The 24,358-nt window shown below is 32.8% G+C and carries 25 protein-coding genes and 2 pseudogenes; 6 read left to right on the top strand and 21 right to left on the bottom strand.

All coding sequences use genetic code 11. The features are described 5' to 3' along the window. Positions 1-357 precede the first annotated feature (357 nt). Positions 358-963, top strand: coding sequence for a LysM peptidoglycan-binding domain-containing protein (locus tag IGI64_RS05645; RefSeq protein ID WP_429939810.1), 606 nt, complete (start codon positions 358-360; stop codon positions 961-963). Positions 964-1,023: 60 nt separating this feature from the next. Here the strand turns inward: IGI64_RS05645 and IGI64_RS05640 are convergent, their stop codons facing one another. The 15 genes and pseudogenes from IGI64_RS05640 to IGI64_RS05570 all read right to left on the bottom strand — a co-directional run bounded on the left by IGI64_RS05640 (position 1,024) and on the right by IGI64_RS05570 (position 12,883). Then, complete coding sequence (locus tag IGI64_RS05640) at positions 1,024-1,653, bottom strand: SdpI family protein (RefSeq protein ID WP_034862979.1); 630 nt, start codon at positions 1,651-1,653, stop codon at positions 1,024-1,026. A 53-nt stretch (positions 1,654-1,706) separates the two neighbouring features. After that, positions 1,707-2,207 (bottom strand): hypothetical protein, encoded by a 501-nt coding sequence (locus IGI64_RS05635; RefSeq protein ID WP_429939809.1) that lies wholly within the window; start codon positions 2,205-2,207, stop codon positions 1,707-1,709. Positions 2,208-2,394: 187 nt separating this feature from the next. Continuing rightward, positions 2,395-2,754, bottom strand: a complete 360-nt coding sequence (locus IGI64_RS05630; protein ID WP_429939808.1) for a DUF1304 domain-containing protein — start codon at positions 2,752-2,754, stop codon at positions 2,395-2,397. A 507-nt stretch (positions 2,755-3,261) separates the two neighbouring features. Then, positions 3,262-3,666 carry a hypothetical protein gene (locus IGI64_RS05625; protein WP_429939807.1) on the bottom strand — a complete coding sequence of 135 codons (405 nt, stop codon included), beginning with the start codon at positions 3,664-3,666 and terminating at the stop codon, positions 3,262-3,264. Continuing rightward, entirely contained in the window at positions 3,653-3,952 is a 300-nt protein-coding gene (locus IGI64_RS05620) for a hypothetical protein (RefSeq protein WP_034862984.1), read from the bottom strand. Before IGI64_RS05620 ends, IGI64_RS05625 begins: the two co-directional genes overlap by 14 nt. After that, positions 3,945-4,220: a hypothetical protein gene (locus IGI64_RS05615; RefSeq protein WP_429939806.1), complete on the bottom strand. Its 276-nt coding sequence runs from the start codon at positions 4,218-4,220 to the stop codon at positions 3,945-3,947. Before IGI64_RS05615 ends, IGI64_RS05620 begins: the two co-directional genes overlap by 8 nt. 202 nt (positions 4,221-4,422) lie before the next feature. Beyond that, positions 4,423-5,295 carry a DUF4435 domain-containing protein gene (locus IGI64_RS05610; RefSeq protein ID WP_429939805.1) on the bottom strand — a complete coding sequence of 291 codons (873 nt, stop codon included), beginning with the start codon at positions 5,293-5,295 and terminating at the stop codon, positions 4,423-4,425. Then, on the bottom strand, positions 5,292-6,641 hold the full coding sequence (locus IGI64_RS05605; RefSeq protein ID WP_429939804.1) for an AAA family ATPase: 1,350 nt from the start codon (positions 6,639-6,641) through the stop codon (positions 5,292-5,294). The genes IGI64_RS05610 and IGI64_RS05605 overlap by 4 nt, the downstream gene beginning before the upstream one ends. Before the next feature lie 498 nt (positions 6,642-7,139). Next, a pseudogene (locus IGI64_RS05600) lies at positions 7,140-7,313 on the bottom strand (metal-sulfur cluster assembly factor); the annotation flags it as partial. A gap of 341 nt (positions 7,314-7,654) precedes the next feature. Beyond that, entirely contained in the window at positions 7,655-7,939 is a 285-nt protein-coding gene (locus IGI64_RS05595) for a hypothetical protein (RefSeq protein WP_113817211.1), read from the bottom strand. An 85-nt stretch (positions 7,940-8,024) separates the two neighbouring features. Continuing rightward, positions 8,025-11,078, bottom strand: a pseudogene (locus IGI64_RS05590) (type ISP restriction/modification enzyme); the annotation flags it as partial. Between the two features lie 269 nt (positions 11,079-11,347). After that, positions 11,348-11,638 (bottom strand): hypothetical protein, encoded by a 291-nt coding sequence (locus tag IGI64_RS05585; protein WP_428266205.1) that lies wholly within the window; start codon positions 11,636-11,638, stop codon positions 11,348-11,350. Continuing rightward, positions 11,631-11,909: a DUF2089 family protein gene (locus IGI64_RS05580; RefSeq protein WP_428266207.1), complete on the bottom strand. Its 279-nt coding sequence runs from the start codon at positions 11,907-11,909 to the stop codon at positions 11,631-11,633. The genes IGI64_RS05585 and IGI64_RS05580 overlap by 8 nt, the downstream gene beginning before the upstream one ends. Before the next feature lie 220 nt (positions 11,910-12,129). Continuing rightward, positions 12,130-12,366, bottom strand: a complete 237-nt coding sequence (locus tag IGI64_RS05575; RefSeq protein ID WP_429939800.1) for a hypothetical protein — start codon at positions 12,364-12,366, stop codon at positions 12,130-12,132. Further along, entirely contained in the window at positions 12,359-12,883 is a 525-nt protein-coding gene (locus tag IGI64_RS05570) for a hypothetical protein (protein WP_429939799.1), read from the bottom strand. Before IGI64_RS05570 ends, IGI64_RS05575 begins: the two co-directional genes overlap by 8 nt. A gap of 58 nt (positions 12,884-12,941) precedes the next feature. On the opposite strand from IGI64_RS05570, the gene IGI64_RS05565 reads away from it, so the two are divergent. The 3 genes from IGI64_RS05565 to IGI64_RS05555 all read left to right on the top strand — a co-directional run bounded on the left by IGI64_RS05565 (position 12,942) and on the right by IGI64_RS05555 (position 16,044). Next, positions 12,942-13,580 (top strand): hypothetical protein, encoded by a 639-nt coding sequence (locus tag IGI64_RS05565; RefSeq protein WP_430596480.1) that lies wholly within the window; start codon positions 12,942-12,944, stop codon positions 13,578-13,580. Positions 13,581-13,605: 25 nt separating this feature from the next. Beyond that, positions 13,606-14,442, top strand: coding sequence for a leucine-rich repeat protein (locus IGI64_RS05560; protein ID WP_429939797.1), 837 nt, complete (start codon positions 13,606-13,608; stop codon positions 14,440-14,442). A gap of 690 nt (positions 14,443-15,132) precedes the next feature. After that, positions 15,133-16,044, top strand: a complete 912-nt coding sequence (locus IGI64_RS05555) for a hypothetical protein (RefSeq protein WP_429939796.1) — start codon at positions 15,133-15,135, stop codon at positions 16,042-16,044. Between the two features lie 31 nt (positions 16,045-16,075). On the opposite strand, the gene IGI64_RS05550 is transcribed toward IGI64_RS05555, so the two are convergent. The 6 genes from IGI64_RS05550 to IGI64_RS05525 all read right to left on the bottom strand — a co-directional run bounded on the left by IGI64_RS05550 (position 16,076) and on the right by IGI64_RS05525 (position 22,459). Beyond that, a complete protein-coding gene (locus IGI64_RS05550; RefSeq protein WP_429939795.1) occupies positions 16,076-16,648 on the bottom strand; it encodes a tyrosine-type recombinase/integrase in 573 nt (190 codons plus the stop codon). A gap of 233 nt (positions 16,649-16,881) precedes the next feature. Continuing rightward, positions 16,882-17,253, bottom strand: a complete 372-nt coding sequence (locus tag IGI64_RS05545) for a hypothetical protein (protein WP_429939794.1) — start codon at positions 17,251-17,253, stop codon at positions 16,882-16,884. Between the two features lie 114 nt (positions 17,254-17,367). Beyond that, complete coding sequence (locus tag IGI64_RS05540) at positions 17,368-18,345, bottom strand: tyrosine-type recombinase/integrase (RefSeq protein WP_429939793.1); 978 nt, start codon at positions 18,343-18,345, stop codon at positions 17,368-17,370. A gap of 181 nt (positions 18,346-18,526) precedes the next feature. Beyond that, a complete protein-coding gene (locus IGI64_RS05535; protein WP_034863004.1) occupies positions 18,527-18,868 on the bottom strand; it encodes a metal-sulfur cluster assembly factor in 342 nt (113 codons plus the stop codon). 167 nt (positions 18,869-19,035) lie between these two features. After that, a complete protein-coding gene (locus IGI64_RS05530) occupies positions 19,036-20,010 on the bottom strand; it encodes a YitT family protein (protein ID WP_429939792.1) in 975 nt (324 codons plus the stop codon). Between the two features lie 100 nt (positions 20,011-20,110). Continuing rightward, entirely contained in the window at positions 20,111-22,459 is a 2,349-nt protein-coding gene (locus IGI64_RS05525; RefSeq protein ID WP_429939791.1) for an ATP-dependent DNA helicase, read from the bottom strand. Between the two features lie 378 nt (positions 22,460-22,837). On the opposite strand from IGI64_RS05525, the gene IGI64_RS05520 reads away from it, so the two are divergent. Both IGI64_RS05520 and IGI64_RS05515 read left to right on the top strand, forming a co-directional pair. Further along, positions 22,838-23,464: an MBL fold metallo-hydrolase gene (locus IGI64_RS05520; RefSeq protein WP_016625284.1), complete on the top strand. Its 627-nt coding sequence runs from the start codon at positions 22,838-22,840 to the stop codon at positions 23,462-23,464. 32 nt (positions 23,465-23,496) lie between these two features. Then, positions 23,497-24,201: a histidine phosphatase family protein gene (locus IGI64_RS05515; RefSeq protein ID WP_429939790.1), complete on the top strand. Its 705-nt coding sequence runs from the start codon at positions 23,497-23,499 to the stop codon at positions 24,199-24,201. Positions 24,202-24,358 lie beyond the last annotated feature (157 nt).

Here is a 24,358-nt window from a genome sequence, read left to right as displayed (position 1 = left end):
TTCTTCTATTGTATCATTTCTGTTACATTTTAAAAAAAAATACGCTGTTTCCTGTCATTTTCGTGTTTTTTTCCAGAAAAATAATTTATTTAAAAAAAATCTACCTTTTTTGACAAAAATAGATCGTTATTTATCTTGGCTTTTGAAAAATTTATCTCTTCAAAAAACGTTGTTATTATAGGTTTTATTTTGTTTTCAGAAAAATTCATGTTCTTTTGCAACAAAATTATTACAAATAAATAGTTTTTTGTCATTAAGTGTCATCTGACATTCACCTATGAAATATTTTCACATGGTAAAGTAGTCATCGTTGTAAGAAACAACAAACGAATCAAAAAGATTAAAAGGAGATCGTTCATGAAATCACTTAAAACTTTACTATTAGGAACAACTTTGGCTGCTGGTGCGGCATTTATGTTAGGAACTTCTGCATTCGCTGATACAACTTATACAGTACAATCAGGCGATACATTATCTAAAATCTCAACTAAATTTGCTGGAAGCAACGAATTGATCCAACAAATCGCAGATAAAAATTCAATTCAAGATATCAATGTGATCTATGCAGGTCAACAATTGACAATTCCTACAGGTGACACAGCTCAAGCAGCTCCTGCTCAAGCTCAAGCGCAAACACAACAAGCAGCACCTGTACAACAAACTGAAACAGTTCAAACGGAACAAGCGGCTCAACCAGCACAAACACAAACAACTGCAACAGAAACTGCATCTACTCCAAGCAGCACAAATGCAGCAAAAGAATGGATCGCACAAAAAGAATCAAGCGGTTCTTACACAGCAACTAACGGACGTTACATTGGACGTTACCAATTAGATTCTTCTTACCTAAATGGCGACTACTCTGCAGCGAACCAAGAACGTGTTGCTGAACAATATGTAGCTTCTCGTTACGGCTCTTGGGAAGCAGCGCAAGCTTTCTGGATGGCAAACGGCTGGTACTAAGCCTTTAAAATAAAACATAAAACCTCGGTATCCGCGGATATCGAGGTTTTTTTTAATTATCTATATCCCTTTTCTATACAACCAAAAAGAATAAATCGATGGGATACCAACGACAAACAAAACAATGACTAGAATAAGATCGTTCCACCTTATAGCACTCGTCACTAACAGCAGTACACCGCCCCAGATAAATGTTTTTGCGCCTAAGCGATGTGTTAACTCCCAATTTTTGGGACTGCTTAATGTCCAAGGCAGACGAATCCCAACTGTATAATTTTGTTTGACAACTCTCAGGATCACGCCGCAAAAAATAAAAACAAATCCGATGAAAAGATTCGGAATCGTTTTCTCCCATCCGCCTAAATCTATATCAAATACATACACAAAAGTAAAACTGTACATAAAGATAGAGAGCATCGGCATCAAAAACAGCAATCCTTTCATAATGAAACGATTATCTTTGTTTTTCGGATCATTCAACATCAAAAAAAGAACCATTAAATGGATCCCAAGCAATACTAAAGGCAGTCCAAAAACAGCAAATGGCTTTGAACTCCAACCATTTGCCGAAAAGTTGGCATCAAAGTGAGTAGGGATATTTTCCGGCAGCTTATCCCACAAAAATATCCCTACCGCCATTGGCAATAGTAAGAGCAAACTTGACAAGATGATCGATACTTTATATTTCATTAAAAAGACTTCTTTCTTTTAAGAAATTTTTTTGCAATACTTTTCTGCGGTTTCTAACTCTTCTCGTTGACTGTATAAGGCTGTTGTTTAAAAGTAATGATGTTGCCGTCTTCTTTGTCATTATCATATTGAACAAGCTGCAGCACATGCTTCCCTTCGACGACTGAAGAAGGAACACCTTGCAATTCCACGTTCAATTGCGTGTGGCCCAACTCATCTGAAGTCAAAAGCTGTCCATCTGCATAAAGATAAGAAAGATGGTCTTCATCAATGTCTTCTGTGTTAATCGTGATAGTCGTCGGTACATTTGCTGGATCATACTCGATCGTTACTTCTTCCCCATGTGCTGTATCTTCTGAGCCGTTCGTCAGGTTCAAGATACCTTCACCAATCTCTTCTTGATTTTCAAATTTATCGAGGATCGCCACCGACGAAGCTGTTGTAGAAGAAGCTTCTGTCGCCTTTTCGCTGGAATTGCTGCTTGATTGATCCGTACTTCCGCAACCGCTTAAAAGGACTGCGGCAAAAATCATGCTGAATACTGCTTTTTTCATCTCTTTTCCTCCTTTAATATAGAACTAACAAAATAATTATAGCTTAGAGGATAGAAGAGTGAAAGTTTTATCTTTTTCTTACAAATTCCTTGAAAAGAATTTTTATATTTACATAATCTTTTTCTCGTTGACTTAAGCGTTTCGTTTTCCGTAAGCCTTTATTGATAAAAAGATGACACAGGCCTCTTTAAAAAAATGTTGAAACTAACGCGAGGATTGCTAAGCCTCCTTGGGTCAAAATAATTTTTTTGTCGCTGGTGATGCTTCCATAAAGTGCTACTAAAATGATATAGATTAGCAGCAAACGAGCAATCTCAAGAGATGCTGCGGCAAAAAAAACACTGTAAAGTAAGCCGATACCAATCAAACCATTGTATATTCCTTGATTTTTGAATAACACTTTTACTGATTGTCTGTTCCGTTCTTCTTTGGTCATATTGAAAACCCGTCCAGTTGTATCTGATGTCGTAGCAAAAGTTTCCAGATACATGATATAAAAGAATTCTAGTGCAGTAAAAATAAGCAAAATCGTTGAAATCATGGACATTTGTTTTCCTCCTTTTTAATAGAAATTCCAACTATAGTTTACTCCACTTTTAAAATCCCGACCAACCTTATTGCATTAAAATAAGCAGCAAAATGAAAAGAATAAAAAAACAGTCCAAATACTTGAAAGTCAAGGATTCAGACTGCCTATTATGGTACACTAGCAACAGATAGTAAAGTTTATGCGGTGGCTAATCCCAAGAGAAATGGGGTGATGCCTATGTTGTTTTTCGGCTTGATCCCTAGAAAGGAATAAGCTTGTCTGTATATGAAGCATTGATGTTTGCGGTAGCTTTCGCAACATTGATACTTTCAATCAGCAATAAAAACGACAAAAAATAACCGTATTCTAAACTTTAGCCGGTTTTACGGTTATTTTTGCAACTATATGAAACTGTGCCGCCGACTTAAACGGTGCTATCCCAAGAGGAGTTGTTAGCGCAACTCCTCTTTTCTATTTAAGTATATCATATCCCTAAAAAATCGACTACACATAAAAGCATAGTTGCTAAGTTTGCTCTTTCTTTTGATGTATCAAAAAACGGTAACTCACTAAAGCTGTTGCTGCACCACCGTAAATGATCATTTTAAACGAATCAGGATAATGTTCGATAAAATGCAAATAAGACGCCAAAGCCGTCATGTATGCAAACGTAACAATCGCAGAAATATCGAATAGTTTTATGATCCGAACACTTTTTCTTCCTTTAAATGCTTGTAAGTATGTATGATAAGAAAACAAAATGCCTGTAATGCCTAATAGAAACATAAAGAACGTTATCATTAAAAGTTTCCACGACTTATTATGTAACGGTCCAATAACTGCGTAAACCGAAAACAAGAAAAATAGCACCATAAATATATTAATCATGATTGCATGCAGTTTGTATAAGAAATTTTCAACTTTTTCCATTTTCAACTTTCTCCTCAACAAGATCTATTCCTGCTGCTTTTGCTGCTCTTTTTTTCTTTGATTCCTTCCCGCCTTCATAGACACCAATCAAAGCGCTGAGCCCTAGAAGAGAGATTGAAATACTTCTAAACGAAAAATCCAATTGTCCAACTGCTGCTAGATAGACAATGATTCCGCTGAAAATGATTGGCAAAATCGCGCCTAAATACTTGTTCCCAATATATCCAGCTAACGTTTGAAACGCAATGACGCCTATGATCAACACAATTTCTAACCCGTTATTCATACCAGTTCTCCTCATGTTTATAGATGATTTTTTTTTCTTTATCTTTTCTGGCGTGTTTTTGTTCTTCTAAGAAATAAGCTCTATTATCTATTTCTCCTCGTTCGCCTCTGCTTACTTTATTTAGGCCTCCCAATCCCGTATTGATCATTGGGTTCCATCCTTTGTGGGGATCTTTACCTTCTTGTCTTAATTTCCAATTCTTTTTTCTCAATGCATTTTTTCTCTCTTCTTTTCTTTTCACAGACCATTTCAGAACTTTTTTTAACATGGCTTCCGCCTCCTTTTTTATAGTATATCAATTTTTGGAAAGCAGGTCTTCTGTTATTTATGCAAAAAAAATAGACCAACCCATCAACTAATGATGGGATGGTCTATTTATGTAAACCTTAGAAACTAATTTTGAAAGCTTTCCTTTTAGAGATAGTTATTCACTCATGTATAACTAATAATTAATTATTAGAATATTTAAGTTAAATAATTTGCTTTAACCTATCCTCAAAACAACTAAAATTTGCCGATGGGAGTTCATGAACTAACGTTGTTAAAAGAGAGTTATCTACCGGATTAGGAATAGATTTATCAAGTAAAATACGAATGTTAGCAATCAAAGCATACATTAGATGTTTTCCTTTTATCAAGGAGTGGTAATCTATTCTACCTCCGTCATCGTAAAAATCCCTAATTGCTCTTATTTCATTTTCCATGGAAATACTTTTTTCTAACAATTTTCCCTTAATATTTTCTTTATAACTCAAAAAAACATCAATTTTCAGTTTAGGGTTTCCGTCTTTAAAATCTACGAAATATTGTGGTTTAGTATTACAATTTGGTAGTTGTAGATCATTTTTTATAACTAGCGCAAATAATAAAAATAGTTTTTCTAATTCTTCAAATGTTTGGTCTATCCAATTTTTCCAGTAATCGTCGTTATAATTTTTCAAATCAACTCCATTGTTATAGATGCTCATAATAATTTGAGCAGCATTTATATTGAAAAATAGATTTTCTAGCGTATAACAAGGTAATTCTAAGAGGTGTATATCCTCTAGTATTGTTTCTTCTTTCCAATAATCAAAATCTTTATCGATTATAAACAAACAGTTTTTAATATTATTTTCTTTTGTTTTCCATTCATTAAAATGTGCTAAAACATTTTTTTTGGATTTTAAGGAATATATTTTATCTAATTTTATTTCTGGTGCGACTTTATTTACAATTTTCTGATAAATAAACGGCGTATTTTCATCTTCAATAAACAAAAAAAAGGCACTCGGTTCTGCAGAGCCTCTGAGTGTTGCATCTGCAAAAATACTTTTATCATTTCTTATTGGCAAACTGTTCAATTTGGTTTCACCTCTACACACTTATCATACATCTCTCCTATTACATCCGGAGAATGTGTTGCAATTATCATTTGACTATTGTCTGCTATATGTTCAGTCATTAAGGGTAGCAACTGTTCTTGCCACGTAATATGCATAGATAACTCTGGTTCATCTATCATTATCAATTTATTTTCGCCAGGCTCTTGATTTTTTACAAGAGAAAAAACCATGAAAATTATTAATTGTATTTCACCAGAAGACAAACTATTCAAACTTAAATTTTCTCCAGTCTTGAAGTTTTTAACATATAATCCTTTTACATCATCATACAAGACTTTTTTTCCTGTGTCTTTTAATAATTTATTTATATTATCTCGCGTTCTTTTTAAATTTTCTTTTTTCTTCTCAATACTTTTTCTATGTGGATTAATCGATTCTAAAACTTCATATACTTTTTTTATTTGAAAATATGAGACTTGCTGTTTAACAATTTCATTAATGTATTTATCGACTTTTTCTCCTTTTTTATATTTAACAATATTCTCTTTACTTTCTAAATAGATATTTAAAAGCTTTTGAATGTTATCTTTAACCCTTCCATCTACGTTATTTATTAATCCCTCACCTATTTGTTCAATATCAATATTTCCATATGCACGTACATTATTTAAGAGATTAATATCTTCTATGGGCTCAGCCATTTTTTCAATTATTTGTCGTTCAAGAAGTGTTCTCACTTGTCGTTCTTGTCTTAGAATTCTTCGTTCATATTCTTCGTAATAAATGTTTGCCTGATTTAGTACACCCCAAAAAGAATTAATCTGATTATCAAACTTAGACTTCATAGCTTTTCTTTTACGAATTTTATTACTTTGCGTTATGTTACTTTCACTATAACCTCTAAATTCTCTGTTAAGTGGAATATAAGTTAATTCAAATTCCTGACTAATTTTTTCATTTATAACTTTTAATTCCTTTGAATAAGATAAACGTTCAAAATTATTTACATACTTTATCTCATTTTCAAAATGAATATTTATATACTCATTCTTATTTATAATAATATCATTATCCATTTTTTCTATTATTATCTTTTTGTTACTACTTCTATTATTAAAAAAAATTTCATAGCAGTCGCTTTTTGAAATAATATTTAAAATAGAATTGCTAAATTCAATATTCATTGAATCAAATTTGTATCTGAAAATTGAGGATATGTTTCCAGAAGTTATAGAACAAATTATATCTAAAATTGTAGTTTTTCCGCTACCATTTACTCCATAAAGAATAGTAAGATTTTTATTGAACTTTATATCATATGCATACCCATATAAATTTTCTATAGTGATTCTTCTAATCTTCATTTATACACCTCTATTTTATTAGTTTTTTCTTAAGTTTAAGTATACAACTTTTATATAGTTATTTTAAACTAATATTGAAACAATTATTTTTATTTCATTTTTTTGAACAATGAATTTTATAAACAAATCATTATGAAATAATATCCATAGCTTAATAAAAATCTAGTAAAATAACTTCTCGAACACCCATCACTCAGTTCATTAAGCCCCTGCTACTGCATATTTTAGACATCATACTTTCAAGAAAATATAAAAATTCTTTCTGAACCATTCAAAAAAGAGATAAAATATTTTGATATCTCTTCAACATTTTTAGCAAAAAATATATCATTTTTTCAATAAACAACATTTTATCTAATAGATCAGCTATCATAAATTTCTAAAAAACAAAAAAACTCCTTTACTAACTTTTTATAAAAGCTAATAAAAGAGTTTATATTTTCTTAATCGTGTATACATCTAAAGTCAAAAAAATCGTTTTAGTCTTTCGATTAATCTCTAGCGAATACCCAACGCAATCCGTGCATATCGGCTCATTTTGTCGGTGGTCCATGCTGGATACCAAACTAATTTGACTTCTATTCCGTTCACTTCTGGTACTTCTTTTAGTGCATCATGGATAGAATCGGTTAGGATATCTGCTAACGGGCAGCCCATAGTTGTTAAGGTCAAGTGCTGTTATATCAGCATTTCTATCGCTTTTTCCTGCGTTAAAGCGATAGTATCTCCTCGATTCCAGTGCATGTTAGAAGCCAAAATTCTGTTCTTTTTATTAACTTTTACAGGTATATTATACCTCAAAAAATAGTTGAATTGTCCCTTTAAATGGCTTGGACTACATACTCAATGAGGACTTTTTTACGCATCTTATCTGTAGTCCAGTAAAATTTTTTTAAAAAATAAACAATTCAACATTAAAAATATGTTTAGCTATATCTCCATAAAAATAACCCAAAATTATCACTACTTATTCACCTTTTTATAACAAAGATACAGGTTAAAATTGATAAATTTCAATGAACGAATCTTCTCTTATCTTTAGGAATTAAATTTATCAATAAGATTGCTGAAGGATAATATTTTCGCATATATTCTACAACTCCTAATTGGTGGGAATCTTCAGAAGCATACAATTCGTCCTTTAGTTGTCCCATATCAATATGGATACTTCCACTTAGAAAATCAACTGCATCCTTAAATTCTTTATTTTCATGAAACATATCATAAAAATCAGCAAGTTGTTTACAAGTAACTACTCCATTTATCGTTAGCTCGATTAGTGCTTTCTGGATATTCAAACTTATCTACTCCATTCTTCTATCAAATATTTTCAAACACAATAAAAAGCCTAAATAAAGGCTTCTTATTGTAACTATTTAAACTTTAGTCAATTATCTCCAATGGCGGTAAACTTTCTACTAAATCCATTGTTTGCATAGAGACATTAATAATAGATAACAACAGATTAAATATATATCTTGGATTTTCTGAAAACTCGTTAGGGTCATCCACTATCCCAGATTTTTTATCTTTTTTCACTTGATATTGGTCAATAATCCATTCAATAGCAGGCTTTCCATTTACAACATATTCATATGCACGTTCAGGAATATCTGTTATAACAATATCTTCATTAAAAATGATGGTATCTAGTTGTCCACGTTTAGGATGTTTCATCTTCTTCACTTTAAAACTTGGATTATCTGACTTAAAGACTATATTTACACCGTCATATGCAGGAACATCTTCATAATTTAAGTGTAAATCAGCTAATTTTTTACCAATTTCTACATACTTTTCTTTTTCTTTGACTTTTGGAATACGAGGAAGTTCTTTCTGTAAATCACTTGCATAATTTTCTCGATATTCTTTAGAATGAAGTAATCCATATACATAGTAAAAAGTATCTGTAGTTGACAATCCAAGCTTTGTGTCATTCACATTATCACTTTTTTCAGAAAGAAGATTCCCTTCATTTAAGTGCCATTGATAGAAACCTTGTCCTTTCTCTATTAAATCTAAACTAGGTATTAAATTTATCATTGCAGTGGAAAATTCTCTCCGTGAACCTTTACCGGTAATAAAAATTATAGGATTTCCTTTTTGCCAATTGCGGTATTTTCCCGGTCTTTCAACTAAATTATTTTCATAATAAATAAATTTTTTAGTAAAAGGTCTGTATTGTATTAATTGGATACGATTGTTGTTAAAATCAATTTCAACCTGCTTATTTAGTTTATCAATTAAACCAGACGACCATTTAATTTTACTACTATCTCTATCAATATCTGTAGTTGAATTATTTAATTTCAAATTATTACGTTCAGTTTCATATTGTTTAATCATTCGCTGAACATTATCGACTAAATTTTCTTTGCTAAAACTAATTACCCACGCATCTCTATTCGTGCTGATTCCTACTGCCCAATCTTCAAAAATTTCTCCTGCCATTTTTGGATAATTCGCGTATTTTTCATCTCGTTGATTAATCCAATCATTATTTTCATCAGGGTAAACTGTAGTCCAAGAAATATTTTTTATCGACTTAAGCTCTGAAATTTTTTTCAACTTCTTATTTCTATTTAAAAAATCTCCAATGTCAAAATAGTTAATTGAATGACTTTCAGAATCATCTTTCACTAAAATAGTTATTGCAGTTCCAATTAGTATATTAAAAACACTTTGTCCCTCTTTTGTAGCATCTACTCCAACCTTTCCTTTTATTGCTCCTCTTAGATTGATTGAATATATGTGATTAAATTCTTCATACAATGTCTTTCTAAACCCATCAAAACTTCCTTTATCTATAATGGAATTTGGAGTTATAAAGCCAATTACTCCTGAATCTCCTAAACGGTCAGAAGCCCATCGGATAGCTTGTATATAAGAATCGTATAATCCTTTATTTAAATTAGCATTAGAATATTTACTATATGTTTCCTCTATACGTTTATTTAAATTTATATACTTTATATTTTTATTATTATCATTCGCGTTAGATTGTCCAATTGAATAAGGTGGATTACCTACTATTGCTGTTATCGGAACTTCTTGCTGACGTTTCAACCGTTCATCATTTGTTCCAAAGAAAGAGTCATCTAACGTATCTTCTTGTTCCGTTGATTCAAACGTATCAGTCAATACAATTCCTTCAAAAGGTTTATATTCTGCATGATTCATCTCTGCAAAAGTTGATTCGATATTAATCGCTGCAATATAGTAACTTAATAACACAATTTCATTTGCATGTAATTCTTGCGTATATTTCCTCGTAATATCAGCTAAAGTTATTTTTCCATTTGCTAACTTATCTTTTAGATAGTGTAAAGTCCGAACAATAAAAGTACCTGTTCCTGTAAATGGGTCTAAAATATGAACCCCTTCATCTTCAATAGCTTTTCCAAAGTGTTTTTTCAACACATCATCGACTGATTTAACAATGAAATCAACCACTTCCACAGGAGTAAAGACTATACCTAACCGTTGCGTAGTTTCTTTAAATCCTTTAGAGAAGAATTTATCATATAAAGTGATAATGATTTTTTGTTTTGCTTCTGCATTATCAATGCCTTCAGCACGTAGCTTTACAGAATCATAAAACTCTTTTAATTCATCTTGCTCTTTATTAAACCCACCAAATCTTGACAACTCTTCTACAATTTTATTCATTGCTTCTGATATAGGATTGTTATTTACAAAGCTATATTCGCCAAAAAGAGCTTCAAAAATAGGAGCAGTAATTAAGTGTTGGGCTAACATTTCAATTGCTTGTTTTTCATCAATACTTTCATTGATATTATGTTGTAAACTCTTTAGAAACTTATCAAATTCAATAGCGGTTTTAGAGTTTTTATCTTTAATCATAATGGTTATTTGTTCAATATGACGTTGTGCTATTTTCGCAACATCTTCAGACCAATCTTCAAGGTATCTTCTATCTCCTACCTTTTTGACAACTTTTGCATAAATAGCGTTCTCGATTTCTCCCCAATCTAACTCTAAAGAAGTTTGATAAGAGGAGTGTTCATTATCATTGCCTTTTGAAGAGTTTTCTACATCTTCATCTGAAGGTGCTTCGCCTATACCAATAACATCCATATTTTTTGGTTTTTTTCTATTTAACTCTAATTTATTAATCATAGCTGAAAAACGTTCATCCACTGAACGTAACGCATTTAAAATTTGCCAAACTGCTTCATATTTTTTATTGTTATCCAAAATTGATTCGGGGGTTGTCCCTTCTGGTATTACAATAGGTAGAATAATGTAACCATACTCTTTATCTTTAAATTTCCGCATGATTCGACCAACTGCTTGGACAATATCTACTTGTGATTTTTTAGGTGCTAAAAATATAACTGCATCTAAATTAGGAACATCAATTCCTTCTGTCAAAAATTTCACATTAGATAGTACTCGTGTTTCATCTTCTGCAAGCTCTTGATTTATCAATGTTTTTCTTACTTATTCGCATTTCTACATACTAAAAAACACCTCTCAGCTTCATTTTAGTGGGTAATTCCCCATAAAAATTTTTTCGTGTCATTTAAGAGATATTTTTTTTAAAATAGTGCTTTAAAACGTTGATTTAACAACAATCTATTAATTCTGTCAACAATCATAGAACCCTTGATTTTACTGGCTTTTTAAAGGGTCGATTTTTAAGTGGTTTTTATCTAATATTTTGAGATAATTTTTATCTTATTTTACTTGTTTGAAATATCCTTAGCTTTCATTTTTTCCAGTTCTTTTAGTGTCTTTTTTTTCTTTGATTCTTTACCACCTTCATAGATACAAATCAAGGAAACCAAACCAATGATAGGCATCAATACATTTCTCATAGATAGATTTAAATCACCTACTACAATGATATATATAACTATACCACTGAAAATAACTGGTAAAATTGCTCCCATATATTTATTTCCTATATATCCGCTTAGCGTTTGAAACGCAATGACACCAATAATTATTAGAATTTCTATTAAATTACTCATCTATACTCTCCTTATGTTTTCTTATAATTTCTTTTGCTATGTCTAAGCTTATCTTTTCATTAATAACTAGTTGCATAATGGATATTTCAAAAGAATCTTCTTGCTTTCCATCAAAAAGTTTTATCTTTTCAATTAATCTATCCATTCTTATCCTTACTGTTGGATAACTAACTTCATATTCTTTTGCTAACTGTTTTAAAGAACCTGATGCTAATAAGAATTTTTTTATGAATATTTGCTCCTCAATTTCTAAGTCAAAAAACCATTCCAAAAAATTCACCCTTCCAAAAATATCAATTTATTTAAAGTTATTTTAACATTATTAAAAATAAAACGCAACATATATTCTATATATCAATAAATAGAAATAAATTACCATTAGCTACGACACAGAGCCTTATTGCGTCATATGATAAATAAGGGTTTTTTAAGGGTTGTTTTTTAAGTCTATTTTGATGATAATTTTGAGAAAAAAAGAGACATGATTTTACTCACATCTCCTCCAACATTTCTTTATTAATTTTATCCATATATTTATCCCAAAGTAACTTCACAAGCTCATCAGATAATAACAAACGTTCCTGCTCGCTTTTTGAACACTTGGTAAACTCATCATATAATTGATTAGCTATTCCATTTACAACCAATTTAGAAATCGTTACATTTGCCTTGAAGAAAGTGCTTTTCACATTATGAATAACATATTTTTTCTTTGCTAAACTATTCATCTGCATCATCTGTTGTAATTTCCAACAATTGCCCTAACTCATCATTTATACGAAAAGTAAATAGAGCATTTTCAATTTTTCCTACCTTTTGAATCTTTTTATCAAAGAATATCATGTCAGAGTCTTTTTCATACGTTTCTTTGTCATCTATAATTTGTTGATTCCATTCTGATATATCTACTGCTAAAGCTTCTTCTTCACTCTCAGAAACACTATACGTTCGCATATATAAACTCATTGGACTGTATGTTGGTAAGCCAAAATCTTCTGGGACTACATACCCTGTTCTTCTAAAGTCATAATTTCCTCTAGCGAAATAGCCTTTTTTTAGTATTGCAGAATATTGCCCTTCAAAAGGTGTTGCATTTAAAATTTCTACTTTTCTTGGAACATTTCCTCTCACTTTTGTTACTAAATAGGCAAAATCTTGCGGTGATAAGTCATTCGTAATTAAACTTGAAACATATTCACTGATTGTTGAGTAACCACCTCTAAACGAATCCTTATTCGTAATCATAGCAATAGTTATATTTGGAATATTTGTATTTATAAGTTATTTATTATTTAGAGACACTATGAAGCCAAGCTTAGCAAAAATATACTGTGATTCTATTAATCAAGCCACACAGAAAACTGGATTGGGAAATAATAATAAATGTTCTGATAGTAATGAAAATGGTGATGGCTCTGATACTTCAAATATCACGCCAGATAATCCATTTGGTGATTTAGACTTTGCCATTTTTGGTCCAAATGAAGATTCTATTAATAATAAACGAGTTGGCACTATCGGTGTAGCAACTACTTCTGGCTTAGTTACTGGTGAAGATATCGAAAATTCAGGAGATACCTCAACTGGAGGAGCTATTAAAATTTCAAACTTATCTGACTCTGGTTATACCATTAATAGAACTTATTCAGAAGATATAGGAGAATTTATGTTTCTACCTTCTCTTACAGCTAAATATGGAATTTCTAAAATAGAAATTGAAGGTGTGGGAATACTAGATGTAACTGATGATAAAAAAATGGATACTGTTGAAAACATTTTAAAAAATAGTGGTGTTTTCAAGTTTTCTTATGGTATTTATATCGGATACAAAGGATTTGGAGAATCTATGGTTACAAAAGACAATCCAATTTCGCAAAAAATGATTGTTACAGATACAAAAGGAACGACGTTTACGATTATAGCAAATGTCAAAGTTCAATAATAAAAACAGGAGATGTTATATTTAAATGACAAATGGAACAAGTCAAGGATTATTCGTAATCGTGGCAGTAGTAATTTTCGGGATATTCATATTTATTAGTTATTTATTATTTAGAGATACATTAAAACCAAGCTTATCTACTATATTTACAGATGGTCTAGAGCAAGCAAATTGTTCTTTCAAAAAAGAATGTCCTATAAATGTTGACTCATCCAGAGAAGATGGAGAATATTTATATGCTAAAATACGTGAATCAAATCCTAAAAAAAATGAAACAGAGATTTGGATTCAAGTAGAGAAATTAAGTGACGGTACCTTATCAATAGATAAATCTAGTACATCTGATAATAATTATACCTATGGCTCTCCCGATATGATTGGTAGTTTAGAAATACCCGATACAATCGATGGTATGAAAATTACAAATATTTCAAAACATGGCAGTGGTTCTTTTGAGGATGCTGAATTTAGCGGGTCATTAAAACTACCTAGTAGTTTAAATTATATTGGTGAGAGTTCCTTTCATTCATCGATGTTCACTGGAGAGTTGATATTACCTGAAAGTATAACTTTTGTTGGTGAATATGCTTTTTACAAGTCAACATTTAGTGGACTATTAAACTTACCTAACTCTCTGGCTGTTATTGGAAAATCTTCATTTGCGTACTCAATATTTAGTGGAGAGTTAGATGTATCCCATGTAAATTATATCCAAGATAGTGCATTCAGCCATTCAAAAATAGAAAAAGTAATTCGAGGTTCTGTAGAAATGAGTGATGGTTCTTCAGAAGAAAATATATCAGGAATTAATCCGCATGCTATTAAATTGATTAGTGGCTATTACAATGGAACAAATGCTTAACTATTAGTTGACATGTTATCATCTATAGAGTTAGTTAAACTAAAACCTAGCATAGTGAAGATTGGTTTTACAATTGGGAATAACAATAGATTCTCAGCTTACTTGGCTGAGAATTTTTTTCTCTTAAATTATTCATGGAATAGTATATTCCACTAAAATTATCAGAGATTTTCTATTCAAATTTTTATATGCTCCATGTAGTTTGTCAACCGTTGTTCAAATTTCCATCATCAGTTTCAGGATGGTATAATTTAGATATAGAGTAAATTAAAAATGGATAATTACGAGATGGATACTTAGAAGAAATTTCTCGATTTTTTCTCTTGATTTTCTATCCTTACATTATCCCTACATTCGCAATTTCCATACCCTACATTATCCCTGTATCAACCCTACATAAAGTGCTTTTTTGATTTTGTGGATGAGAACTTTTCGAAAACTCTCGTGAGAACTTTTTGAAAACTCGGTCATTTTTGATAAGATTTTTAAAATTTTGAATGGAAACCTCCGTGAATTTTTCAAAACAGTAGCAACCTAAAAATTTTTCTAAAATTTGAACGAGAGATTCCCTGCTGTGTAAGGGTCATAAAATTGGAGTATTTCAACCTTTCTTGACTATGTAAAAATGGATACTTTTGAGAATGAAAATCACTGAAAAAATATGTAAAAAAATTATTGGAGGGAGTGAATTTGAAAAAATATATTGTCAACAAAAGAGCAATTGATGGTGATGAATTATTACACCTAATTATAGCATCTAATGGGATTTATGAATCCACCTTAGAAAAACTACTACAATGCAACAGAATCAGCTTAGAAGCACGTTTAAGCACGTTAGAAAAGCATAAATGGATTTCTAAAAAGAAGTTATCTAAGTACTTTTATTATTCTAAGAAGTTCGATTTAGACAATTTAAATCACTTAGACTTACAAGCTGATGCCTTACAAAAAATGTTAGCACTGGGATTTAGAACCAATAAAATATCAATAAATAATCAACAAAAACAAGTGACTGCTTCTTTTCATAGTGCAGTCAAAAAAATATACAACCATAAAAATTTTAGTCAAAAACCCCAAGCTTTTCAGCTATTTAATCAATGCTTATCGAATGAAAACAAAGAGTTGTTCTCGAAATTTATAAATCACCATCATGTTGAAATACCTATTCAATTTTCTAGTATTTACGAAAAGAATCAACTAATTCCTACTTATTCTTTAGATAGTTTAGATGTTATTGCAATTCCTACTAAACAACAACTGCCTATTATTAGAGAAAAATTGAAAGATTTCAATATGTATCGAGTGAAAAATAATACAGAATTTATTCGAGATGATATCTTACTCTATATTCAAAGTGAAGATTGTTTCTTTTTCTATACGAAAAATGAACAACTCAAATGGATTTTATATAAAGTTGATAGTTTATTTGAATTCATTTTTTACTTATCTAATTATTTTAAATCTTCTAAACAACTAACTTTTTCAAATGACAAAGAAAAATATAAGGCATTAGAAGCACTCTATACAAAAAGCAGTGAAAATAGAATACAATATAATACTATTGCGAAAAAGAATGAAAAAAAGAAGCACAGTCTTAATTGATTGTGCTTTTTGTTTTGATAATATAAATGAATTATCGAAACGGATTAAAATTATCTAAACTCGACTGAAGTTCTTCTTCCTCTATTCCAATGTATTTTAAAGTGATGCTTTGTGAACTATGATTTAAAATCTTCATTAGGCTCGCTAAATCCTTTGTTTTCTGATAATAGGTATACCCAAAGGTTTTTCTTAATGTATGCGTACCAATATAATCTAAATCGAGCGATTCAGCAGTTTTTTGCATGATTTTGTAATACTGATGGCTTGCCAGATGCTTCGTATTATCTCTAGGTGATGGAAACAACCATTCACTTTCCCCATCATGTTCCTCGTTTAGGTATTTAATAATTTGATTGGTCAATTGCATTAGATTCAGTGTTCTTTTCTTCCCTGTCTTTTTTTCTACAATATCAGCTTTCAACTTTCCTTTTACGTCACTAACTTTCAGATTCAATATATCTGAAATACGCAATCCTGTAAAAATCCCAAACACGAAAATTGTATAATCTCTTTGCCCATGTTTATTTTTCAATAATTCATTCGAGAAATTTTTCAATACCTCTTTCTCTTTAATTGGTTTTACGTTAATAATTTTTTGTGGCATTTTCCTCCCTCCATAATGAATGATTTATGGATACTTTCTATCTCTCATAATATAAATCTATCCATCTTTACTAAATCACAATCCTAGCCATTGATAGAATAGGATTTATGATGGATAGAAATTACAAAAGTATCCCTGCTAGGGTCCTTTATAGCATCATGTTCTGGAGGTTGCAAATTTGTAGAACGTAGGAAATACCATTTTTGGCTTTCAGAGTGGTATATAATTAAATATTACGGTAGCCTATTCAACATATGCCCTTCAAATAATATTATTTTCTCCATTTTATTTGCCTTGTGTGTTTTAAATTCGTAATAAATCGTAATATAATTCTCTCTATTTTTGTTAGTCAATAATGCCAAAAAGAAAGCTTGCTTTCCATGCGAAGCAGATGCAACAGAAGTTATAGTCTCTGCTTCTATACTCCATTTCTCTATATCCACTAAATCATTGATTTCCATCCCATCAGGCAAAATTATAGAGATGTGTTTTGTAGAATCTGCTTTCAATTCTGATAAGTTCTTTAATAGTAAGTTAATTGAATAAGTTTCAATAAATTTATTTTTTGGTGAATTGTTACAATTTTTATTAGTTATAATTTTCATTTTTTTCTTCCTCCATTATTTATTGCTTACATAATATCATTTTCAGAATGTGAAATGATAATTATTTTGTCTAACTATCTTATAAAATATTACTCAGCAAACTAAATAGTTCGTCTAAATTGTCTGCAGCGGTGAAAAATCCACAGCTTTACTAATTTCATCTTCAATATTCAAACTTCTCAGATATACTTCAGTTGTCTTTATTGACGCATGTCCCAATAGCTTCTGAATTCTATAAATATCTGTTCCATTACGAACCAGCTTTTGAGCAAAATAATGTCTAAAGCTGTGTGGGCTTACCCGGATAGACTTCCTAATCTGACATTGACTCCCAATTTTTAATATGGCACGTTCAGCTAAGATATAGTTGTATTGTTTGCCTTCTCTCGTCAAAAATACATAGTTGTCTACATTCTCTATTTCGTTATATTCAAAAAAGGAATTTGCTACTCGCTTATATTTTATATATTCTTTGTAAATCAACGGTGAGCAATGGACAATCCTATCTTTTTTGCCTTTCCCATTATCAACAAATAACTCTTTATTAGTAATGTGAACATCTTTTAAGTTCATAACCTCATTAATCCTTAGTCCTGTATCTACAAGAATTAGTAAGAGCAAATAATCTCTTTGATTCGTGAATTTTGTTTGATAACCAGTGTGTTGCTTATCCATTTTCTGAGGTTTAAAATAGGTTAACTTCTTTGCTAATTTCAGCATTTTTTTGATTTCCATATCATTAAATGTCTGAATAATTACCTTACGCTCTTTTACCCATTTAACACGCATACAGGGGTTTCTATCATATCGGATATAATCTTCATCTACGCAATACTTAAAATACGCTCTGATGCTTCTTAGATGGCTATTCACATACGTTTCAGCACATCCCTCTTCTAATTTCATCAACATGAATTGCCGAATGCTTTTTGGTGTCACGTCTTCAAGAAAATATATCTGCTCTTTTTTCAGAAATTCAAAGAATAGTTTCAAAAACTTCTGATGCTTCTTTATCGTTTTTTGTGAGATTCCTCTGGCTTTTTCATTGAATAACATTTCTTCTAGTAGTTCATCTAACTTAAAATTTTGCACAATAAAAAACTCCCTTATCAACTTTTTTAAAAGTTAATAAAAGAGTTCAGAATTTATTTCCTCATTGGATATGTTATCCGTATCGAAAATACCCACATTTTATCTGGTATCCGAAGTCCGAAAAATCGGCTTAGACTACATACTAAATGAGTGAGAAACGCTGTTAAATCAACGAAAATCCTTATCGAATACCCAACGCAATCCGTGCATAACGGCTCATTTTATCGGTCGTCCATGCTGGATACCAAACTAATTTGACTTCTATTCCGTTCACTTCTGGTACTTCTTTTAGTGCATCATGGATAGAATCGGTTAGGATATCTGCTAACGGGCAGCCCATAGTTGTTAGGGTCATTTTGATGACTGTGTCTCCGTTTTCTGGATTGAATTCTACATCATATATTAAACCTAAATTGACGATGTCGATGCCTAATTCAGGGTCGATTACTGTTTCTAATGCTGCAAGGATCTGTTCTTTGATTCCTTCGATTTCTTGGGCAGAGGCTTGGTTTGCTTCGCTCATACATGCCACTCCTTCATATTTTTTTTCATCATACTCTTTTTCAGAGAATTTGTAAATGGTTCTTGAAGGGAATACGCCTTTCCCAGCTGCAAAAAAAGTGCAGAAATCCATTGGTCAGGATCTTTGCACTTTCTGGTAAAATAACGAATTTTGCAGCTGTTTGATGCTTACTTCTTGCCGCTCTCTTTTTTACTTGTATTTTTCATTTTCTTGACACTGGTTGTTTTTATTTCTGGAAAAACACCGGTGGATCGGAACATATTTTGCTCTTGTTCATTAGCAAAACGGCCGAAGACAGATTGCGTAGGTGTGATATTGACGAACGCATTCTCATCGATTTCACGAACCACTTGTTCTAAATCATATAATTCATAACGAGTGATGACCATCATGATCATTTTGCCTTCTTGTTTTGAATAGCCGCCGATAGAAGGAAGCAGTGTCATTCCACGAACAAGTTTTTCTGATAATGCATAAGCGATCTCATCTGGTTTGACAGTCACGATCATTGCTGTCACTTTTTGATGGCTTGTGTGGATCGTATCAACAACTTGGGTCATGGCATAGATCGAGATGATGGTGTACAGGGCACTTTCCCAATTGAATAGAATACCTGCGACCACGACGATCAATCCATTCAGCATAAACATATAATTTCCTACTGTCTTTCCTGTCGTTTGTGAAAGAACCAATGAAATAATATCCATCCCGCCGGTAGTGAAACCCATTTTCAAGGAAAAAGCAACACCGACACCCAACAGCACGCCCCCTACTAAAGCATTCATCAAGATATTATCTGTCACTTGTCCAGTAGGAATCACCGTTGTCATCACAGATACAACTAAGACATTGATAAAGCTTAGGATCGTTGACCTTTTACCTAATTTAACAAAACCAAGAATAAAAACAGGAATATTCAAAATAAAGATAAAGACCCCGGTATCCGTCTTAAAGTGGAACCATTCGTAAATCAGTGAGGAAATGATTTGGGCGACTCCGTTCATCCCGGCCGAAAACACATTAGCTGGAATCAGAAAATAATTCAATGCAACAGCAGCCGTGATCCCGGTAAGGAAAATAACCGCAATTTTTTTAAGAACTTCATTTTTTTGATAAGCTGTCATGACCCTACTCACAAGCACCTCTCCCTTTTCTGTAAATTCAATGTAAGAATAACAGGTTATTTGCAAAAATAAAACACTTCTGCAACAAATGAGAAGAATTTTAGCAAAAACCGCCTTGTTAAGGCATATCTGACCAAAATGTTTCCAGTTTTTTTGTCAGTTGCTGGACTGAAGTTACATTTTCTGCCGTACGCCAATGTTCAGGAAACAGATGTTGATATTGCGGCGATTGGAAACGCCGATCTGCTAAAACAACTACCCCTCTGTCCGACTCATCTCGAATCACTCGGCCAGCTGCTTGCAGCACTTTATTCATTCCAGGGAGCTGATACGCATACGCAAAACCTAGATTTTCTTTTTCATCATAATATTCCTTGATCAGTTCTTGTTCATGATTGATTTGCGGCAAACCGACGCCTACGATCATACTGCCAATTAAACGCGACCCTTTCAAATCGATTCCTTCTGAAAAAATCCCGCCTAATACACAAAACCCAACCAATGTTTTCTCAGGATTTTCCTGAAATCTTTCAAGAAATGCTTCTCGTTCCTCTTCATTCATTACACTGTCTTGGATAACAACTTCAATTTCAGGATGATTTTCTTTAAACTGCTCCGCTGCTAAATCCAAATAATGATACGAAGGGAAAAATACAAAATAATTACCGACTTTGCTTTGGACAAATTGATGAATTGTCTCTACTAGTTTAGGCAGACTTTGTTCGCGTTTTTTATAGGTCGTTTCCAAATAAGAGGTGATCAATATTTTTTGATTTTCAACTGGAAATGGACTAGGTAAGCGATAAGCTAAACTTTCTTTTCCGCCTAATACATCTTGATAATAAGATAATGGAGAGAAGCTCGCAGAAAACAATAAGCTGCTTCGGCCTTTATCCAAAGAATTTTCTAAAAACAGACTTGGATCGATACAGAACGCTTTAACAATCATGTCTCGATACGTTCTTTCGATGGTCGTTTCATAATGATCATCGTAAAATTCACTGATTTTAAGAAAATGGCTCAATTCAAAGTAATAAGGAAGCATTTGTTCTTGGAGCGGATGTTCGGGAAATTCTGCCAGCCATTCTTGGATTTTTTCACTTAGCAAGAAGCCTGCTTTCGTCAATGATTCTGCTGGTGCTTTTTGATGATGGTATTCCCAGTTGTCTCCGATAGCAATGTCTTCTATTTTTTTGAATTCTTTGATTAGTTTATTGATACCGCGGCGGAGTTTTTTGAACTCTGTCGGGATCAGCTTCTTGATCTGCTTTGTTTTTTCATAGGAAAGTTCTGCAGAATACATAGCTCTTGAGCGACTAACAAGGTTATGCGCTTCATCGATCAGGAATAAGTGATCTTCATTTTTTTCTCCTTCAAAAAAACGGCGCAAATAGACTGTTGGATCAAACAGATAATTATAGTCACCAATGATCACGTCACACCACAAACTAACATCTAAGGAAAGTTCAAACGGACATAACGTGTGTTTTTTGGCATATGTTTCGATAACTTCTCTTGTTATATGGTTTTCATGGTTCAAAAGATCCCATAATCCTTCATTGATTCGATCATAATAACCATTAGCATATTGGCATTGATCTGGATTGCACGTCGTTTCATCCAAAAAACAGATTTTATCTTTGGCAGTCAATGTCACACTTTTTGTTTCACCGCCTACTTCAGCAAAAGCAGTGAGTGCATCTTGCGCTACTTGTCGAGTAATCGTTTTAGCAGTCAAATAAAAAATCCGCTCCCCTTCTTCCTCGCCGACTGCTTTCAGCGCTGGAAAAAGCGTTGATACCGTTTTGCCGATACCAGTTGGTGCTTCGATGAACAACTTCTGTTTGGTTCGGATCGTTTTATATGCCGCAACTGCCAATTCTCTTTGTCCTTTGCGGTATTGGTCATGAGGAAATTTCAATGCCATCAATGAAGCATTCCGAACTGTTCGCCAATTTTCTTTAAAAATGACCCATTCTTTATACGCAGCGACTAAGTCTTGGAAAAACGCATCGAGCTGTTGTCTTGTTTGATATTCTGTTTTACGCGTAATCAGCTCTTCTGTTGTCTGAAAATAAGTGAGTTGGAGGGTGATTTCTGACAAATCATTTGCCAAACTATACAAATAGCCGTAAACACGTGCTTGATGGAAAAACAGTTCTACTTGGCTTTCATCTAAATCTTCAAAACGAATCTCGGAAGTTTTGATCTCGTCGATATAATACATCTCTTCTTTTTGGAAAACACCGTCTGCTCTGCCTTCAACGATCAGTGTCAATTCTTCTAAGTCTACTTCCGTTTTCAGATAGACTTCTTTTTGATACTCTTCTCCGGCTTCTTTTTGAAGTCTGCGATGGATTTTTGCGCCTTCTAACGCAGTGTGGCTGCTTTTTTTGCGGTTATCGATACTGCCGCGGCGTAAAATAAATTCCACCAGATTTCGGACTGAGATTTTTGTTTGTTTCACTACGCATATCCCCTTTGTCTTCTAAGAGTACCTGAAAAATCGAAATTCCGCAAAACCTGAAATCAACGGAACAAAAAAGGAGGCTGGATAAAAACAATCGTTTTTATCACAGCCTTCTGGAATAGGGTAGGACGCAGGAGTCAGTTGTTTAAAACAACCTTCTTACGACTACTATATCAACAGGATTTAGAAATTGGATTTTTGGATAGGTACAATTTAACAGGCAGCAATTAAAGCGTCATGAGAATCTCCTATTCTTCTGTTTAAAATCTCTAAATACTTTTCATATATTCTGAACATTCAAATAAGTTGATTTTGTTTATAAACCTTGTAAAGTTAGAGTATACTGGAAGAAAGAACTATTGGAGGACGTTACCCATGCAGATTGAACAACTTAAAACTGGTGCAATTGAAGAAAATTGCTATTTAGTCTATAACGATGAAGCATTATTGATCGTTGACCCTGGAGCAGATGAAGAATTTCTTATCCAAGAGATTACACGTACAAAACAGCAACCGACAGCTATATTATTGACACACACGCATTATGACCATATTGGAGCGGTTGAAGCATTACGGAAACACTATCAGATCCCTGTTTATGTCAGCCCTAAAGAACAAGCATGGTTAAGCGATCCCGTAATGAATCTTTCTGGTTTGATGAGACATGCAGACATGCCTGATATTCTTGTTTCCCCAGCAGAATATGAGTTTGAAGAAAAAGAATACCTTTTAGGAAATATGCGCTTCACCGTCGTTCCCACTCCGGGACATTCGATTGGCAGCGTAAGCTTCGTTTTTGATGACTTTGTGATCAGCGGCGACGCTTTGTTTAGAGGCAGTATTGGGCGAACGGATCTTCCGACTGGTAATTTAGAACAGCTTTTAGAAAGTATCACCACTCAGCTGTTTACTTTGCCAAATGAATTTGCCGTTTATCCTGGTCATGGAGAATCAACCACGATCGAGCATGAAAAAAGGACGAATCCTTTTTTTAATCATTAATGCACCAACAGAATCAGTAAGGAGGAATGAATATGACAGCAACAACACTTTATATCGTCAGACACGGAAAAACGATGTTCAATACGATCGAACGCGTTCAAGGATGGTGTGATACACCCTTGACAAAACAAGGCCGCGAAGGTATCCATTACGCTGGACAAGGGTTAAAAGATGTTGACTTTTCTCTCGCTTATTCCAGTGACAGCGGTCGAGCAATCGAGACTGCTCGAATCATCTTGAGTGAACACAAAAATGGACGTGAAATCCCTTATTCTATCGATCAGCGGATTCGCGAATGGTGTTTTGGTTCTCTGGAAGGCGGTTATGACACCGAGATGTGGGGCGTGATCCCTCGTGTATTGAATTTTCATACTTATGACGAAATGATCATTACAAACGTGACTTTCAAGGATATCGCAAACGCTGTTTATGATTTGGATACAGCTGGCTGGGCTGAAACCTATGATGCACTAAGAGAGCGTGTCTGGAACGGCTTCGAAGATATCGCCCATCATTGTGAAAAACAAGGCGGCGGCAACGTCCTCGTGGTCTCTCATGGTTTGACGATCGCCTTTCTGCTGAATCTGATCGATGAAAAGCAACCCGTACGAGCTGGCTTGCAAAATGGCGGTGTCACAAAATTGACTTACGAAAACGGACATTTTACGATCAATGAGATCAATGATATGAGTTATATCGAAAAAGGAAAACAGCGTACCAAAGAATCTTATTTATAAGATTCTGCTCTTCCCTCTTTTCTTTTGATTTTGGCAGGCTTGGATTTGAAATCCAAGCCTGCTTTTTATTCTCTCTGTTTTTTTACAAACACGAGAAAAACAAATTCTCAATTTTTTCTTAACTTTATAAAACTGTTTGGTTTTCTCATAAAATAAC

It is taken from the genome of Enterococcus sp. DIV0210g (genome assembly GCF_050559705.1).
Taxonomy (GTDB): domain Bacteria; phylum Bacillota; class Bacilli; order Lactobacillales; family Enterococcaceae; genus Enterococcus_B; species Enterococcus_B faecalis_A.
The sequence above is the reverse complement of the archived record's forward strand: the minus strand, read 5'-3'. Positions and strand labels throughout refer to the sequence as shown.